Below are 15043 nucleotides of genomic sequence, written 5' to 3' on the forward strand. Positions count from 1 at the left end.
AGTTCCCGGCAGTGATAGTCAGTCACTATGGAGATCGCGGATGGTAACGTCCTGCACTGGACATGTTTTTGACAATCAACGCTCGACCAAACGCGGAGATTTCTCCTCCGGTAGCAACTTCGTCACTCTGTATTTTTACTCACTTCCTCCCTTTTCTTGTGTTACCGACGCCGTGAACGGTGCGCGTAGCCGTTTTCGGTGTTATTTCCAAAAGCAAACTATGGCTTACAAGGAAGCCAACCCTCTGATGTTCGTGCGCATAATCGCGCTGCCAACGGCGCGTGTGATGAATACAAACAACTCAAGGTGCTCTCCATGGGAAGACAAAAAGCAGTGATCAAAGCTCGTCGCGAAGCAAAACGTGTGCTGAGACGGGATTCACGCAGCCATAAACAGCGTGAAGAAGAATCGGTCACCTCGCTTGTGCAGATGAGCGGCGTAGAAGCCATTGGTATGGCCCGCGACAGTCGCGATACTTCGCCAATCGTGGCGCGAAATGAAGCGCAATTGCACTATCTGAAGGCTATTGAGAGTAAGCAGCTGATATTCGCTACGGGCGAAGCCGGGTGCGGTAAAACCTGGATCAGTGCGGCAAAAGCGGCTGAGGCCCTGATACATAAGGATGTCGACAGGATCATCGTCACCCGTCCAGTTTTGCAAGCCGATGAAGACCTTGGCTTCTTACCTGGAGATATCGCAGAAAAGTTTGCTCCCTATTTTCGTCCGGTCTATGACGTGCTGGTCCGGCGCCTGGGGGCTTCCTTTATGCAGTATTGCCTGCGACCGGAAATAGGGAAGGTGGAAATCGCGCCGTTCGCCTATATGCGTGGACGTACCTTTGAAAATGCAGTTGTCATTCTTGACGAGGCGCAGAATGTGACTGCCGCGCAAATGAAAATGTTTTTAACCCGCCTCGGGGAAAACGTAACGGTTATCGTCAATGGTGATATCACGCAATGCGATCTGCCTCGCGGCGTGCGCTCCGGATTAAGTGATGCGCTGGAACGTTTCGAAGAAGATGAAATGGTCGGGATCGTCCGGTTCGGCAAAAATGATTGCGTACGTTCGGCACTTTGCCAACGTACGCTACATGCCTATAGTTAAGCGCATTACAAACGCAGAGCCCGGGCTAACCGGGCTTTGTTTTTGATGTGTATGCCCGGAGTGCAAATTTATCTGAAACTACCTACAGCCGGTTTAGTTGCAATGCAGGATAGCTATTTTAAATTATAAAGTCTGTTCTCAATATATTCATTCAGTTTTGTCAGCTCTTCTGCGATTTTTTCCTTGTTTAATTCATTGTTGTCGGTCATGGTTAATAAAATCAATTCCTTTGTTTTTTTTGATAAAATTCCCGGGTGAAAATTTCTGCTGTTATACATTTCTTGAATAATGCTGAGTAATTCGTTATTGAAAAAATCAATATTATCCATGTTGTCGATTTGAGGGTTGCTGTCTTGAAAATTTTTAATAATTTTATTTATCTTGATAAGGAAATAAAACTCAATATTTCTCTGGGTTTGTTCTTCTGGTGTGAAAATTGGAAAGTCATAATGTTCACATATTGTATCATAATCATCAAACTTATCATTTTCAATTGACCATAATTTTCTCTTTTCTATTTTATCCTTTGTTGATTTTATCTCTGAAAACATTCTTTTTATTATCAATAAAATGATGGCCGTGACAAATAAAATAATTACGCCAATATGTGTGGAGTAATAAAAAAGTAACATGATAAATGAAATTACTGGTAGTGCTAATGAAGTAATAATCAATAAATTACCGACTTTACTATATGAGTGTAGCTCAAAAATGAATTCCCTTTCGTCACTTGCGAATATGTAAAATAATGAGAAGCCTGTGTTCAGTAATGTTGATATTGCGAAACCTAACGTAGCCCACCATAGCGGAAAACTATTGGAGATATTAACAGGGGGTACACTAAAAAGCCCAATAAAAAAGGTAAAGCAGGCTCCAGTAAGAATTGAGTGAAAATATGAAAACCATTTTATACTCTCCCCTGTATGATACCCTTTTTTATATGCACGCCAGGCAATCCGCTTTGTATTATACATGGTTCTATCCTTAAATTTATTTATTATGAAAACTATACTTATTGATATTAATACATGCGCAAGATTATTATTAATATCGTATGTAATTTACTGCCTCATCGCCCGAATCAATGCCATATCAGTTTGTGCATTAGATTAGTTGATAAATAAATGATTATGAACAAAAGCATTTATCTGGTAATAGATTTAGCCTACTACCAGATAAACAATCAGTTATTGTGGCGAATAATTTGGTAAAACTCGGCAGGTATGTTGGGGCCAAAACTCAGCGCATATTGATAACAAACATCTGTCCACTGATGGTTTTTGTAAAAAGCAAGAATAACTTGTTTTACCATTTGGTATTCAATATCGAGTTCATCTTTTAAGTCGTTTTCAAATTCATACCATTTTAATTTTTCATTGTTGCTTAATTTTTCATCGTATTTTTCAAATATATCATGTGTACGATTAATGTTTTTTTCATTCCAATCCATTGAAATAGTTAATGACTCCACAGGATGATTATGGTAATCGATTATGTCACCAAGGATACTTATATGGTATTTCAATTTTTCAATTTCTTTTGAAATTTCAGTTAAGTTCATGCTTTATCCTCCATTTTAGAATTTGTAGAATTCATCGCAGATATGACATCTTGAGTCTTGGTTTGTAGATCATGAACATATGCGAGTCTGGAGTGCCTGAATGCCAACCTGTTTCGTAAGAGTTAAGATTTATTTTGCTTCAACAAGAAGCAGGTGAGTATCAGCATCAGGATCTTTTGTATCAAGAGTTCCTAAAGCAATATCGGAAACTCTTTTGTCTTGTGCTCGCTTCAGAAGAGCATAGTCATGCTGTCTGTTATTAAAGGATACTCCCATCCATTTACCCGCAATAGTTAGAATTGAATCACTTTGTACATTTATATTCAGCTTTTGCTTTGGTAAATAATAAATGTTATTTCGGTATTATCTAATGCAAAAATGATTTTGCAAAACAAGGTATCGCTTACCGCATCCTTTCTGAACGCAACAGGAGACTATGTTGGGAAATTCCTCGTCGCCCTGCGGGCAGCCCGTTCACTGCGTTCGCGGTCTGTCCAACTGGCTGCCGCAGTTGTCGAACCCGGGTCCGGGCTTCTCACCCCGCCAGGACGGGTCACATGCGAAAAAAAAGCCCGTACTTTCGTACGAGCTCTTCTCAGAATATGGCGGTGAGGCGGGGATTGACTCGCTTCGCTCGCCCTGCGGGCAGCCCGCTCACTACGTTCGCGGTCTGTCCAACTGGCTGTCGCCAGTTGTCGAACCCGGTCCGGGCTTCTCATCCCCGCCAGGTTGTGCAATATGCGAAAAAAAAGCCCGTACTTTCGTACGAGCTCTTCTTTAAATATGGCGGTGAGGCGGGGATTCGAACCCCGGATACGTTGCCGTATACACACTTTCCAGGCGTGCTCCTTCAGCCACTCGGACACCTCACCAAATTGTTGTTCCTGTCTTGCTGGAACGGGCGCTAATTTAGGGAAATAGTCGCCTCGGGTCAACAAACTTTTTTAAAAAAAAGTGCGTTTATTCAAACTTCAATCAATTTGCGGCTTAAATAAGCAAGTTTCGCTTTTTTTGCCACCGACAGCAGATTTGCTATTCTGATGTTCCTTGCAGATCATAACAATAAGCGCGAATAAATTCCGCTCAACTCTTTTCGGGAGCCAATATGGATATCATCTTTTATCACCCAACCTTTGACTCAAAATGGTGGATTGAGGCGCTGAGTAAAGCGATACCTCATGCCAGGGTCAGAGCCTGGAAAAACGGAGATAACCAGGGCGCGGATTATGCGTTAGTCTGGCATCCTCCAGTTGAAATGCTGGCAGGACGCGATCTTAAAGCTGTGTTTGCACTAGGCGCCGGTGTGGATTCTATATTGAGTAAACTACAGGCACACCCTGAAATGCTTAAACCCTCCATTCCGCTTTTCCGCCTGGAAGATACCGGTATGGGCGAGCAAATGCAGGAATATGCTGTCAGCCAGGTGCTACATTGGTTCCGACGTTTTGACGATTATCGAATCCAGCAAAATGCTTCACACTGGCAACCGCTGCCTGAATATCATCGGGAAGATTTTACAATTGGCATCCTGGGCGCTGGCGTGTTGGGCAGTAAAGTCGCACAGAGTCTACAAACATGGCGCTTTCCGCTGCGTTGCTGGAGTCGCAGTCGTAAATCCTGGCCAGATGTACAAAGCTTTGCTGGAGGCGAAGAGCTGAAGGCATTTCTGAGTCAATGCCGGGTACTGATTAATCTGTTACCGAATACGCCCGAAACCGTCGGCATTATTAATCAACAATTATTCAATCAATTACCAGATGGCGCGTATCTTCTCAATCTGGCGCGTGGCGTCCATGTGGTGGAAGATGACCTGCTCGCGGCGCTGGAAAGTGGCAAGATTAAAGGAGCAATGCTGGATGTTTTTAATCGTGAACCTTTACCGCCGGAAAGCCCGCTCTGGCAACATCCACGCGTCACGATAACGCCACATGTGGCAGCTATTACTCGCCCCGTCGAAGCAGTGGAGTATATTTCGCGCACCATTTCCCAGCTAGAAAGAGGTGAGGCTGTCAGCGGGCAAGTCGACCGAGTTCGAGGCTACTAATAAAGCGCCAGGATTCCTGCTATCCTTGGCAAGAATTGAATACAGGAGAGAGTTATGTATCCCGTCGACCTACATATGCATACCGTTGCCAGCACGCATGCATACAGCACATTAAGTGACTACATTGCCCAGGCTAAACAGAAGGGAATCAAGCTTTTTGCAATTACCGATCACGGCCCGGATATGGAAGATGCGCCGCATCACTGGCATTTCATTAATATGCGTATTTGGCCACGAGTGGTTGATGGGGTAGGGATCCTGCGCGGCATTGAAGCCAACATTAAAAATGTTGACGGTGAAATTGACTGTAGCGGCAAAATGTTTGAGTCGCTGGATTTAATCATTGCTGGTTTTCATGAACCGGTTTTTGCACCACATGATGAAGCGACCAATACGCAAGCGATGATCGCGACTATCGCCAGCGGCAATGTGCACATAATAAGCCATCCGGGCAATCCGAAATATTCCATTGATTTCAAAGCAGTTGCGGAAGCAGCCGCGAAACACCAGGTCGCGCTGGAAATCAATAATTCGTCCTTCCTACACTCGCGCAAAGGCAGTGAAGATAACTGCCGTGCAGTTGCCGCTGCGGTGCGCGATGCTGGCGGTTGGGTGGCATTAGGCTCGGATTCTCATACTGCGTTTACTATGGGTGATTTTGAAGAGTGTCGTAAAATTCTTGACGCGGTTGATTTTCCAGAAGAACGCATTTTGAATGTTTCACCGCGCCGTTTACTCAACTTCCTGGAATCCCGCGGTATGGCGCCGATTGCGGAATTTGCTGAACTTTAATTGCTTTTATGGAAATAAATAAATGAACGAGTTTTCTATCCTGTGTCGTGTACTGGGGTCACTTTATTACCGCCAACCGCAGGACCCTTTACTGGTTCCGCTGTTTACCCTGATTCGTGAGGGAAAATTGGCAGCGAGCTGGCCTCTGGAGCAGGATGAGTTGCTGGCACGCTTGCAGAAAAGTTGTGATATGGCGCAAGTATCTGCCGATTACAATGCGCTGTTTATCGGCGATGAATGTGCAGTACCGCCTTACCGCAGTGCCTGGGTTGAGGGCGCGACGGAAGCGGAAGTGCGTGCTTTTCTTTCAGAACGCGGGATGCCGTTAGCAGATACGCCAGCCGATCACATCGGCACGTTACTGCTTGCGGCTTCCTGGCTGGAGGATCAGTCAACGGAAGATGAAAGCGAAGCTCTGGAAACGTTGTTCAGCGAGTATCTGTTGCCGTGGTGTGGCGCATTTCTCGGTAAAATTGAGGCCCATGCAACCACGCCGTTCTGGCGCACTATGGCACCACTGACCCGCGATGCTATCGGCGCAATGTGGGATGAACTTGAGGAAGAAAAAGAAGAATAAGTGTGATCGTGGTCACTAATGAATGCAACATCAAACTCTACGTTGCATAAAATGTGTGCTCGATCTCATTCATGGCCGCGTTTTCTGCTATCATTCGCGGCATGAACATACTTCTCTCTATTGCAATCACAACAGGCATTCTCTCCGGTATCTGGGGATGGGTGGCTGTTTCCCTTGGTTTACTCAGCTGGGCGGGTTTCCTTGGCTGCACGGCCTACTTTGCCTGTCCGCAAGGCGGCCTGAAAGGGTTGGCGATCTCCGCTGCGACGCTGCTTAGCGGTGTGGTGTGGGCAATGGTCATTATTTACGGTAGTGCGCTGGCACCCCATCTGGAAATAGTTGGCTATGTCATGACTGGCATTGTCGCTTTCCTGATGTGTATTCAGGCCAAACAGCTATTGCTGTCATTTGTTCCGGGTACATTTATCGGTGCGTGTGCGACGTTTGCCGCGCAGGGAAACTGGAAACTGGTATTGCCATCTCTGGCGCTTGGGCTGGTGTTTGGTTACGCGATGAAAAACAGTGGGCTTTGGTTGGCGGCGCGCAGTGCTAAGACCGCTAACCATGAGCAACAAGTAAAAAATAAAGCGTGAGAGAATCACGCTTTATATTGAATACGTAAAAGCCGGATTAATACTCCGGCTTTTTTATGGATCAGGATTCCGGCGGTACTGACAGATGGCGGTATTTCACCAGAATGTCATTCTGCAGATCTGCTTTATTCTGCAAATCCCACAGACCGCGGTCGATACCATCATTAATCAGGAAGATAACACCGGTTTCAATCGCCGACATCAGGCATAGCATAACGGGTTCGTTTGAGGTATATCCTACTTCCCCTTCCAGTAACCGCTGGTAGTCGATAAAGCGGAAGACGCCGGCCTGGACTTCATAGGAAAGAATGGTCTTACTGGTGTTCACTGATGACAGGATTTCACCGGTGCTGACATTAACGACACGCAAGTTCACCGCGATTTGGTCAAGTTGGTACTGCGTATCGGCGCCAATACCGAAGTATCTCGCCCCGGCACCGCCCGATTTCACGTTACTTTCATAACCAATAATCGACCCTTCAACCATGATATTGGCTGCCGTCAGCGACTGTAGCGGGATCCGGTTATTGAGCGCAACGGTGCCATTTTCCTGTGCCGCACGAATAATCTTACGTTCGTTCAGTAAGTTTTGTAGGCCCTGACGCTCCAGCGGTACAAACCAACGCGAATCTTTCAATGCGGTGACCAACATAGCGGTCGCGCTTTGCGGAACTGCGGTGGAGAAGTTACTTGCCGGATAGGGTTTAAATTGTCCAGTTTCATCCTGGATGTTGTATACCGAGACAAAGATTTTGCCCGTTGGCGAAGGCAAATGGGTTAAATCTTTGTAGCTTTGAGCTCGAGGCATTAATGTCGGCTTGGCGGCTTCTTTTGGTGGTGCGGTTAAGCATCCACTCAGCAACATGACTGCAACCAAAACAAATAAGCGCTGCATATTATTTTCCTTACAAAGCTGGGGCTTAAAAATCGGTTGAGTTATTTTGTAATCCCGAAACCTGAATCGTGGACGTTTGACCCGTTTTACGATCGGTTACGTTCAGTTGCAGCTGACCATCCCGGTTGGCAATATCGACGATATATTCGTTAGTCACCATTCGTCCTGGCTGACCCGTATTAATATTTGTCAGCAGCCCACCTAATATTTGTGACTGAATGGCCTGGGTGAAGTTATCTAACGCCGAGGGTGTTTCAATACCAAAGTCATCATTATAGCTAGGGTCTTTATACGAGTTCTGTGCCTGGGCGCTGTTTAGTAAAAAAGCACCATTATTGGGGTTGCCACCAAAATTAGGATTGCGGAACTGGAAGGTCATATTCCCGGCCCAACTTATTGGCGAAATTAGCATGAGTAGAATTACTGCATGTTTGACACGCATTGCAGCCTCCGGACAATTTAATTTAAAATTCATCAGGCGCTAAATCGCCCGTACTCAGTAAAGCCTGACTAATCTGTCGACGGTTCAGTGCTTCTTCAGTTTGTGCCAGTGCAAAGACAACAGTTTTCTCGAAGTCTCTTTTCAATGGGAATAAAAAAGTCTGGAAAATAACGTCCTGATTTACCGTTATGGTGATCCAGCTTCCCCATCGTGCACTGGGCCTTTCATTAATCGTCAAGTTCCCGGTATAGCTACTTTCCCATTTATCACTAAAGGCACGATAAAAATCATGTCCAATGGATGAAACAGTATGGTCAGTTAACAATCCCGGTACTTCTACCTCTACGGCGTGAACATTCCCCGCAGCGAAGAAAATATTCGCTGCTACAATCCAGCATAAATAACGTTTCATGGCTTTATCGCCTGAGGTTATCGTTTGCCCATGAGACTGCTTGAGTCCGGTTTTTGACTGCTATCTTCTTGAAAAGATTATAAAGATGCGTTTTAACCGTATTTTCGCTGATGAACAGCGAGCGAGCAATCTCGTTATTGGAGGCGCCGATACGCAGTTTATTAAGGATCTCTTTTTCCCTATGAGTAAGGAGGGCAGATTCCGTGCTGTTATAACGATAGTTACCTGAATGTGTGATCAGATAGCTGGCAAGTTTTTGCGTAAAGTAGCATTCCCCGCGTAAGACGCCTTGCAACCCATTGATGACGCGTTCTTGATCCTCCAGGGCGTAAAAAACACCGTTGATATGAGGCCAGTTTTCAATGTCGCGGTACGGGTAATCGTCTGGAGTATTTAACAACAGTGTTTTGATGTTGTTGTGTTTTCTGCTTAATGTATCTTGCCAGTAATGGATGAGTTTTTTATCTGCTTCCATCATATCCAACAAAATAATGCAGCCAGAAGATATATCGTCCAGAGAACGTTGAATGTTATGTAGTTTTCCTGTGATTGCCAGCGATTGTTTTAAATGCTGCAATAACGCAGTCGCTTGCAAGGAAGGTTTAGTGATTAACAGTAATGTATGACCATGAATACTATGGACTTCATTAAACATGATGAAACCCCGCTCTTTTTATTAATCGCACACCTGACAGCTGCCTTTATTCAATAAAGGCACCAGAAGTACTGACAGATGTTGCACTGCTGTGTGTAGTAATAAATCAACCCTAAATGGGTAAAAAATAAAACTAATGGATTACATCTGATTTCAATCTAGCCATTACAAATCTTAAATCAAGTGTTAAACATGTAACAAAATGTAATCTGGTAATTAAATTTGTTAACATTAAGGGATTATTAAGTTTGGTAATGATAGAAAAGTTGTACATATGGCTTTTATTGCACAATTTTGAAAAGTCATACAAATACACGTAACTACATGATTATTTTAATAAATGTTATTTATCTCTGGTCCTTTTGTTGCGCTAAAATTGTCTGCATTTTCAGATTCTCTTCATGGACAATTTTTGGCTGCAAAAAAACGATGTTTGTGACGGCTTGTCAGGCAAACATATCGACAGAATCTTCGTGAATCATGAGGAGAGATAGTTTGTCGAATTTTCGCGGTCAAAAAACGACGGTTTAAAAGTAAACAAAATAATTTTTGCGTAAATAACAGCGTATTTACGCGAGTTTTAATACTTTGGCATGAGTAAAAAAAGAAAAATACAACGCGCGGGTGAGTTATTAAAAATATTTCCGCAGACATACTTTCCATCGTAACGCAGCGTTAACAAAAAACGGTTTGCGTTAACAACCAAGTTGAAATGATTTAAATTTCTTAAATGTACGACCAGGTCCAGGGTGACAACATGAAAAACAGATTGTTATTTATGATGTTAACAGTACTGGGTGCGCCTGGGATTGCAGCCGCGGCAGGTTATGATTTAGCTAATTCAGAGTATAACTTTGCGGTAAATGAATTGAGTAAGTCTTCATTTAATCAGGCAGCCATAATTGGTCAAGCTGGTGCTAATAATAGTGCACAGTTACGGCAGGGAGGCTCTAAACTTTTGTCGGTTGTTTCGCAAGATGGTAATAACAACCGGGCAAAGATTGACCAGACAGGAGATTATAACCTTGCGTATATTGATCAGGCGGGCAATGCCAACGATGCCAGTATTTCGCAGGGCGCATATGGTAATACTGCAATGATTATCCAGAAAGGTTCTGGTAATAAAGCAAATATTACGCAGTATGGTACTCAAAAAACGGCAATTGTAGTGCAGAGACAGTCGCAAATGGCTATTCGCGTAACACAGCGTTAATTTCCATTCGACTTTTAAATCAATCCGATGGGGGTTTTACATGAAACTTTTAAAAGTAGCAGCAATTGCAGCAATCGTATTCTCCGGTAGCGCTCTGGCAGGTTCTATTCCTCAGTACGGCGGTGGCGGCGGCAACCACGGTGGTGGCGGTAATAACAGCGGCCCGAATTCTGAACTGAATATTTACCAATACGGTGGCGGTAACTCTGCTGTTGCATTGCAGGCTGATGCCCGCAACTCTGATCTGACTATTACCCAGCACGGCGGCGGTAACGGCGCAGACGTGGGACAAGGTTCTGATGACAGCTCAATTGAACTGACCCAACGTGGCTTTGGTAACAGCGCGACACTGGATCAGTGGAACGGTAAAAACTCTGAAATGACTGTTAAACAGTTCGGTGGCGGCAACGGTGCAGCAGTTGACCAGACTGCATCTAACTCCAGCGTCAACGTAACTCAGGTTGGCTTTGGTAACAACGCGACCGCTCATCAGTACTAATATAGAATTTGTATTACAGAAACAGGGCGCAAGCCCTGTTTTTTTTCGGGAGAATAGTATGAACGCGTTATTACTTCTCGCGGCGCTTTCCAGCCAGATAACCTTTAATACAACCCAGCAAGGTGACATGTACACCATTATTCCTGAGGTTACTCTGACGCAATCATGCTTGTGCCGGGTGCAAATATTATCTCTGCGTGAAGGCAGTTCGGGACAAAGTCATACGAAGCAAGAAAAGACCCTTTCATTACCCGCTAATCAACCCATTGCCTTGACGAAGTTGAGTTTAAATATTTCCCCGGACGATCGGGTGAAAATAGTTGTTACTGTTTCTGATGGACAGTCACTTCATTTATCACAACAATGGCCGCCCTCTTCAGGAAAGTCTTAATGTATTGATAGTTGAGCATAAAATGAGCCGGAAGAGAATGGTCTGATACGAATCGACCACCTGAAAGCATGGATAACACACCCTCAAGGATGATTAATCATTGAGGAAATAGAAGAGATGTTCAGACCGTTATTAAACTCCCTTATGCTTGGCAGCCTGGTTTTTCCTTTTTTTGCAACAGCGGAAAGCAATGCGCAAGGTGGCGTGATTCATTTTTATGGTCAAATTGTGGAACCGGCGTGTGACGTGAGCTCCCTACAAGCGCCAGTTGAAATGACCTGTATGCAAAATGGTCCTGTACAGAGCAAAACGTATTCCAGCAAAGAGCTAATGAGCGGCAAAGTTAAAAATGCGCAAATTGCCTCAGTAAAAGTGCAGTATCTTGATGAGCAGAAAAAGCTGGCTGTGATGAATATCGAATATAACTAAGTTTCTGAACCACTCACGTCGCCGACAAGAAAAATGCGATTTCTCTAAAAACCCTGCTGTACACTTAAGAAACAAGATGGTGTAAGGAGGCGTTATGAAATCGCGTATTCATGTTGTACAGGGCGATATTACCAAACTGGCTGTTGATGTGATTGTTAATGCGGCAAATCCATCGTTGATGGGGGGAGGCGGCGTCGATGGCGCTATACATCGCGCTGCCGGTCCGGCGCTGCTGGATGCCTGTTTAAAAGTCAGACAACAACAGGGCGATTGCCCTACGGGACACGCAGTAATTACCCTCGCAGGCGATCTCCCCGCCAAAGCTGTTGTACATACTGTTGGACCCGTGTGGCGCGGCGGAGAACAAAATGAAGATCAGCTATTGCAGGATGCCTATCTCAATAGTCTGCGACTGGTGGCGGCGAACAGTTATACATCGGTAGCTTTCCCTGCCATTAGTACTGGTGTTTATGGATACCCACGTGCAGCAGCAGCTGAAATAGCAGTAAAAACCGTTTGGGAATTTATTATCCGTCACGCTTTACCCGAGCAGGTATACTTTGTCTGTTATGATGAAGAAAACGCCCATCTCTACGAAAGACTCCTTACCCAACAAGGAGATGAATGATTTGCCTCGGCTGGCGAGCGCGGTGTTGCACTTGTGTTCGCAACATCCAGGACTGTGCGGCATTTTCCCCCTTGATAAAGGTCTGGATGCGTTTGCCGCACGTTATCGCCTGGCAGAAATGGCGGAACATACGCTGGATGTTCAGTATTACATCTGGCAGGACGATATGTCGGGGCGGTTACTGTTTTCCGCTCTGTTAGCCGCCGCGAAGCGTGGCGTTCGCGTTCGTTTGTTGCTTGATGACAACAATACCCCCGGACTTGATGACATTTTACGCTTGCTCGATAGCCACCCGCGGATTGAAGTTCGACTTTTCAATCCTTTCTCATTTCGCTTATTGCGTCCGCTTGGCTATATCACCGATTTTTCCCGTCTCAATCGACGTATGCACAATAAGAGTTTTACCGTCGATGGCGTGGTGACGCTGGTGGGGGGGAGAAACATTGGCGATGCATATTTTGGTGCAGGAGAAGAACCGCTTTTTTCAGATTTAGATGTGATGGCAATGGGGCCGGTTGTGGAGGACGTCGCTGATGATTTCGCCCGCTACTGGTATTGCAAATCAGTTTCACCCTTGCAGCATGTTCTGGATGTGCCAGAAGGTGAAATGGCTGATCGTATTGAACTACCCGCATCCTGGCATAATGACAGCATCACGCATCGCTATTTGCGTAAACTGGAATCAAGCCCTTTTATGAATCAACTCGTTGAGGGGGCGTTACCGCTTATTTGGGCAAAAACGCGTTTATTAAGTGATGATCCTGCGAAAGGGGAGGGCAAAGCAAAACGCCATTCCCTTCTGCCGCAGCGACTGTTCGATATCATGGGGTCACCCGGCGAGCGGATTGATATTATCTCTTCCTATTTTGTGCCGACGCGTGCAGGTGTAGCGCAACTGTTACGGATGGTAAGAAAAGGGGTAAAGATAGCAATCTTAACCAACTCACTTGCCGCCAATGATGTCGCTGTGGTGCATGCTGGCTACGCACGCTGGCGCAAAAAATTGCTCCGTTATGGCGTGGAACTCTATGAACTGAAGCCGATGCAGGAACAACCCGGTACACTGCACGACCGCGGAATAACCGGGAATTCCGGTGCCAGTCTGCATGCCAAGACCTTCAGTGTCGATGGCAAAACCGTATTTATTGGTTCATTCAATTTCGACCCGCGTTCAACATTACTCAACACTGAAATGGGCCTGGTAATAGAGAGCAAAATGCTGGCGCAACTGATCGATAAACGCTTTATTCAGAGTCAGTATGATGCGGCCTGGCAGTTGCGTTTGGATCGGTGGGGGCGGATTAACTGGGTCGATCGTCACGGGAAGGAAGAAATTATTCTCAAAAAAGAACCCGCAACCAGTTTCTGGAAGCGGGTTTTGGTCAGACTGGCGTCAATATTACCCGTTGAATGGTTATTGTAAGTGTGGCTCAGCGGGCTGGCGCTTTATCATTCTCGCGCTTAATGGCCGGTTTTCCGGAGAACAAAAACTTCAACAACGGAATGCGTAAATGAATTTCATACAGAATTATCGCAATCCCTATCACAAATATCAGACCGCAGAGAAAACCAAGCCAATTTGAGGTGATATGCGGGGTGATGTATGCGCCGAAAAACAGCGTTAACGGGTGGTGAACCAGGTAGATAAACAGCGATGCGTTTACAAAATAGGTCACCCGCGCCGACTGAAAATTGAGCAAACGGTGACCAAAGGAGAAAACCACATTCACCATCCACAAGCCGAGTACCATCGTGATCACCGACTCGGTTTCATACATCCAGGCATCGCCGCTACCGTAACGTTGATTGAGCAAATATGCGACAAATGCCATTGCTGCAGCGAGTGTGCAACCACGAGAAGGTGTGGTAAACAAGGCTTTAAGATTAGGGAAAATAAAAGTTAATGCACCAAGGATAAAAAACGGCATATAAAACAGCGTCTGCATGAAAATAAAATTGAACATGCCATCGCTTAAAATAGGCGGATAAACGATAAAGAGCGTTCTTCTTATTGCCGCATAGCCGATGCCGAGGCATAAGAAGATCACCGATAGTTTAGCCATTGAGAATTTTTTATTTTTGTTATCGGAATTATCTAAATTATCTTTGATGCGCTTAAATATCCATATGCAAAGTGTCGTCATGACCACCAATACCAGTAAAAACCACAGGTGCGAAATTAATTCCCAGGCCAGTGTATTATATTTGTCATACAATGACAGGCCAGGCCAGCTTTCTGCTTTGCCTTTGACATACTGCAGCATAATGAATTGCGGCAAGGTCAGCAGAGGAATGGCCGTTAACATCGGGATCCCCACGCGTTCGACACGAACTTTCCACCATTTTTTCAATGGGTAGCGCAAAAAAAGCATGTAGGAAAAATAACCAGAAATAACGAAAAATACCTGCATGCGGAACGAGTGGATGAAATCGTTAAAAAGTGTCAGCCACCAGGACGGCTCTGCGCTATTCACATGCCAGGTGTGGCTTGAATAGATTAAAGAAATATGAAAAGGGATCCCTAACAACATCAACCAGGCGCGGATGGAGTCGAGGAAATATTCACGCTGCGCGGGTACTGGATTCATATATGATTAACTAATCTCGGATTTTTCGTCTTATCCCTGCCGGGTAATGCCTTTAGGCTTTTGCCATAACAACATCGACCCGACCGCATCTGGCACAGGCTTCGCGGGTGTTTTTGCGCGGCATAGTCACTACCACTAACCAAAATGGAAGCGTCTGTAAGACTGTTGATAAATAAATTTGCTGGCAAACCCTACACGAACTCGCTGCTTCTGTCTTTAG

General features: G+C 45.1%; 18 protein-coding genes and 1 tRNA gene. 11 read left to right on the forward strand and 8 right to left on the reverse strand.

Annotated elements, in window-relative coordinates; all coding sequences use genetic code 11:
- The first annotated feature begins 315 nt into the window (after positions 1–315).
- Positions 316–1104, forward strand: a complete 789-nt coding sequence (phoH, locus tag D9734_RS03780) for a phosphate starvation-inducible protein PhoH (protein ID WP_167850467.1) — start codon at positions 316–318, stop codon at positions 1102–1104.
- A gap of 113 nt (positions 1105–1217) precedes the next feature.
- Here phoH and D9734_RS03785 read toward each other — a convergent pair whose 3' ends face one another.
- The 3 genes from D9734_RS03785 to D9734_RS03800 form a co-directional block, all read right to left on the reverse strand.
- Entirely contained in the window at positions 1218–2078 is an 861-nt protein-coding gene (locus D9734_RS03785) for a hypothetical protein (protein WP_130205448.1), read from the reverse strand.
- 209 nt (positions 2079–2287) lie between these two features.
- Positions 2288–2665: a DUF1878 family protein gene (locus D9734_RS03790; protein WP_130205450.1), complete on the reverse strand. Its 378-nt coding sequence runs from the start codon at positions 2663–2665 to the stop codon at positions 2288–2290.
- Between the two features lie 784 nt (positions 2666–3449).
- A tRNA-Ser gene (locus D9734_RS03800) sits at positions 3450–3537 on the reverse strand.
- Between the two features lie 233 nt (positions 3538–3770).
- On the opposite strand from D9734_RS03800, the gene ghrA reads away from it, so the two are divergent.
- The 4 genes from ghrA (at position 3771) to D9734_RS03820 (ending at position 6671) form a co-directional block, all read left to right on the forward strand.
- Positions 3771–4709, forward strand: a complete 939-nt coding sequence (gene ghrA, locus D9734_RS03805) for a glyoxylate/hydroxypyruvate reductase GhrA (RefSeq protein ID WP_130205454.1) — start codon at positions 3771–3773, stop codon at positions 4707–4709.
- A gap of 54 nt (positions 4710–4763) precedes the next feature.
- Entirely contained in the window at positions 4764–5501 is a 738-nt protein-coding gene (ycdX, locus tag D9734_RS03810) for a zinc-binding phosphatase (RefSeq protein ID WP_130205456.1), read from the forward strand.
- A 22-nt stretch (positions 5502–5523) separates the two neighbouring features.
- Positions 5524–6078: a molecular chaperone YcdY gene (ycdY, locus tag D9734_RS03815; protein ID WP_130205458.1), complete on the forward strand. Its 555-nt coding sequence runs from the start codon at positions 5524–5526 to the stop codon at positions 6076–6078.
- Positions 6079–6179: 101 nt separating this feature from the next.
- Positions 6180–6671: a DUF1097 domain-containing protein gene (locus D9734_RS03820; protein WP_130205460.1), complete on the forward strand. Its 492-nt coding sequence runs from the start codon at positions 6180–6182 to the stop codon at positions 6669–6671.
- A gap of 61 nt (positions 6672–6732) precedes the next feature.
- On the opposite strand, the gene csgG is transcribed toward D9734_RS03820, so the two are convergent.
- The 4 genes from csgG to csgD are packed head-to-tail and all read right to left on the reverse strand — an operon-like array spanning position 6733 to position 9075.
- Positions 6733–7566: a curli production assembly/transport protein CsgG gene (gene csgG, locus D9734_RS03825; protein ID WP_130205462.1), complete on the reverse strand. Its 834-nt coding sequence runs from the start codon at positions 7564–7566 to the stop codon at positions 6733–6735.
- A 25-nt stretch (positions 7567–7591) separates the two neighbouring features.
- The gene (gene csgF, locus D9734_RS03830) at positions 7592–8008 is read right to left on the reverse strand and encodes a curli production assembly/transport protein CsgF (RefSeq protein ID WP_130205464.1); all 417 of its coding nucleotides are present in this window, start codon (positions 8006–8008) and stop codon (positions 7592–7594) included.
- A gap of 22 nt (positions 8009–8030) precedes the next feature.
- On the reverse strand, positions 8031–8420 hold the full coding sequence (gene csgE / locus D9734_RS03835) for a curli production assembly/transport protein CsgE (protein WP_130205465.1): 390 nt from the start codon (positions 8418–8420) through the stop codon (positions 8031–8033).
- Positions 8421–8424: 4 nt separating this feature from the next.
- Positions 8425–9075: a biofilm master transcriptional regulator CsgD gene (csgD, locus tag D9734_RS03840; RefSeq protein ID WP_064528493.1), complete on the reverse strand. Its 651-nt coding sequence runs from the start codon at positions 9073–9075 to the stop codon at positions 8425–8427.
- 757 nt (positions 9076–9832) lie between these two features.
- Here csgD and csgB point away from each other — a divergent pair.
- The 6 genes from csgB (at position 9833) to clsC (ending at position 13658) form a co-directional block, all read left to right on the forward strand.
- Complete coding sequence (gene csgB, locus D9734_RS03845; protein ID WP_130205467.1) at positions 9833–10288, forward strand: curli minor subunit CsgB; 456 nt, start codon at positions 9833–9835, stop codon at positions 10286–10288.
- A 40-nt stretch (positions 10289–10328) separates the two neighbouring features.
- On the forward strand, positions 10329–10787 hold the full coding sequence (csgA, locus tag D9734_RS03850) for a curli major subunit CsgA (RefSeq protein WP_000771421.1): 459 nt from the start codon (positions 10329–10331) through the stop codon (positions 10785–10787).
- 58 nt (positions 10788–10845) lie between these two features.
- Positions 10846–11178, forward strand: a complete 333-nt coding sequence (gene csgC, locus D9734_RS03855) for a curli assembly chaperone CsgC (protein ID WP_130205469.1) — start codon at positions 10846–10848, stop codon at positions 11176–11178.
- 117 nt (positions 11179–11295) lie between these two features.
- Positions 11296–11607, forward strand: coding sequence for a type 1 fimbrial protein (locus tag D9734_RS03860; RefSeq protein ID WP_130205471.1), 312 nt, complete (start codon positions 11296–11298; stop codon positions 11605–11607).
- Positions 11608–11701: 94 nt separating this feature from the next.
- Complete coding sequence (ymdB, locus tag D9734_RS03865; protein WP_130205473.1) at positions 11702–12235, forward strand: O-acetyl-ADP-ribose deacetylase; 534 nt, start codon at positions 11702–11704, stop codon at positions 12233–12235.
- The gene (gene clsC / locus D9734_RS03870) at positions 12177–13658 is read left to right on the forward strand and encodes a cardiolipin synthase ClsC (protein WP_130205475.1); all 1482 of its coding nucleotides are present in this window, start codon (positions 12177–12179) and stop codon (positions 13656–13658) included. Before ymdB ends, clsC begins: the two co-directional genes overlap by 59 nt.
- Positions 13659–13665: 7 nt before the next feature.
- On the opposite strand, the gene mdoC is transcribed toward clsC, so the two are convergent.
- Positions 13666–14823, reverse strand: a complete 1158-nt coding sequence (gene mdoC / locus D9734_RS03875; protein ID WP_130205477.1) for a glucans biosynthesis protein MdoC — start codon at positions 14821–14823, stop codon at positions 13666–13668.
- Positions 14824–15043: the final 220 nt, after the last annotated feature.

The sequence above is a fragment of the Escherichia sp. E14S1 genome, assembly GCF_004211995.1.
In the GTDB taxonomy this organism is placed as follows: Bacteria; Pseudomonadota; Gammaproteobacteria; order Enterobacterales; family Enterobacteriaceae; genus Escherichia.

Excerpts from the sequence above, each read along its gene's own strand:
- phoH (WP_167850467.1), top strand. The coding sequence starts at position 316 with ATGGGAAGACAAAAAGCAGTGATCAAAGCTCGTCGCGAAGCAAAACGT.
- D9734_RS03785 (WP_130205448.1), bottom strand. The coding sequence starts at position 2,078 with ATGTATAATACAAAGCGGATTGCCTGGCGTGCATATAAAAAAGGGTAT.
- D9734_RS03790 (WP_130205450.1), bottom strand. The coding sequence starts at position 2,665 with ATGAACTTAACTGAAATTTCAAAAGAAATTGAAAAATTGAAATACCAT.
- ghrA (WP_130205454.1), top strand. The coding sequence starts at position 3,771 with ATGGATATCATCTTTTATCACCCAACCTTTGACTCAAAATGGTGGATT.
- ycdX (WP_130205456.1), top strand. The coding sequence starts at position 4,764 with ATGTATCCCGTCGACCTACATATGCATACCGTTGCCAGCACGCATGCA.
- ycdY (WP_130205458.1), top strand. The coding sequence starts at position 5,524 with ATGAACGAGTTTTCTATCCTGTGTCGTGTACTGGGGTCACTTTATTAC.
- D9734_RS03820 (WP_130205460.1), top strand. The coding sequence starts at position 6,180 with ATGAACATACTTCTCTCTATTGCAATCACAACAGGCATTCTCTCCGGT.
- csgG (WP_130205462.1), bottom strand. The coding sequence starts at position 7,566 with ATGCAGCGCTTATTTGTTTTGGTTGCAGTCATGTTGCTGAGTGGATGC.
- csgF (WP_130205464.1), bottom strand. The coding sequence starts at position 8,008 with ATGCGTGTCAAACATGCAGTAATTCTACTCATGCTAATTTCGCCAATA.
- csgE (WP_130205465.1), bottom strand. The coding sequence starts at position 8,420 with ATGAAACGTTATTTATGCTGGATTGTAGCAGCGAATATTTTCTTCGCT.
- csgD (WP_064528493.1), bottom strand. The coding sequence starts at position 9,075 with ATGTTTAATGAAGTCCATAGTATTCATGGTCATACATTACTGTTAATC.
- csgB (WP_130205467.1), top strand. The coding sequence starts at position 9,833 with ATGAAAAACAGATTGTTATTTATGATGTTAACAGTACTGGGTGCGCCT.
- csgA (WP_000771421.1), top strand. The coding sequence starts at position 10,329 with ATGAAACTTTTAAAAGTAGCAGCAATTGCAGCAATCGTATTCTCCGGT.
- csgC (WP_130205469.1), top strand. The coding sequence starts at position 10,846 with ATGAACGCGTTATTACTTCTCGCGGCGCTTTCCAGCCAGATAACCTTT.
- D9734_RS03860 (WP_130205471.1), top strand. The coding sequence starts at position 11,296 with ATGTTCAGACCGTTATTAAACTCCCTTATGCTTGGCAGCCTGGTTTTT.
- ymdB (WP_130205473.1), top strand. The coding sequence starts at position 11,702 with ATGAAATCGCGTATTCATGTTGTACAGGGCGATATTACCAAACTGGCT.
- clsC (WP_130205475.1), top strand. The coding sequence starts at position 12,177 with ATGATGAAGAAAACGCCCATCTCTACGAAAGACTCCTTACCCAACAAG.
- mdoC (WP_130205477.1), bottom strand. The coding sequence starts at position 14,823 with ATGAATCCAGTACCCGCGCAGCGTGAATATTTCCTCGACTCCATCCGC.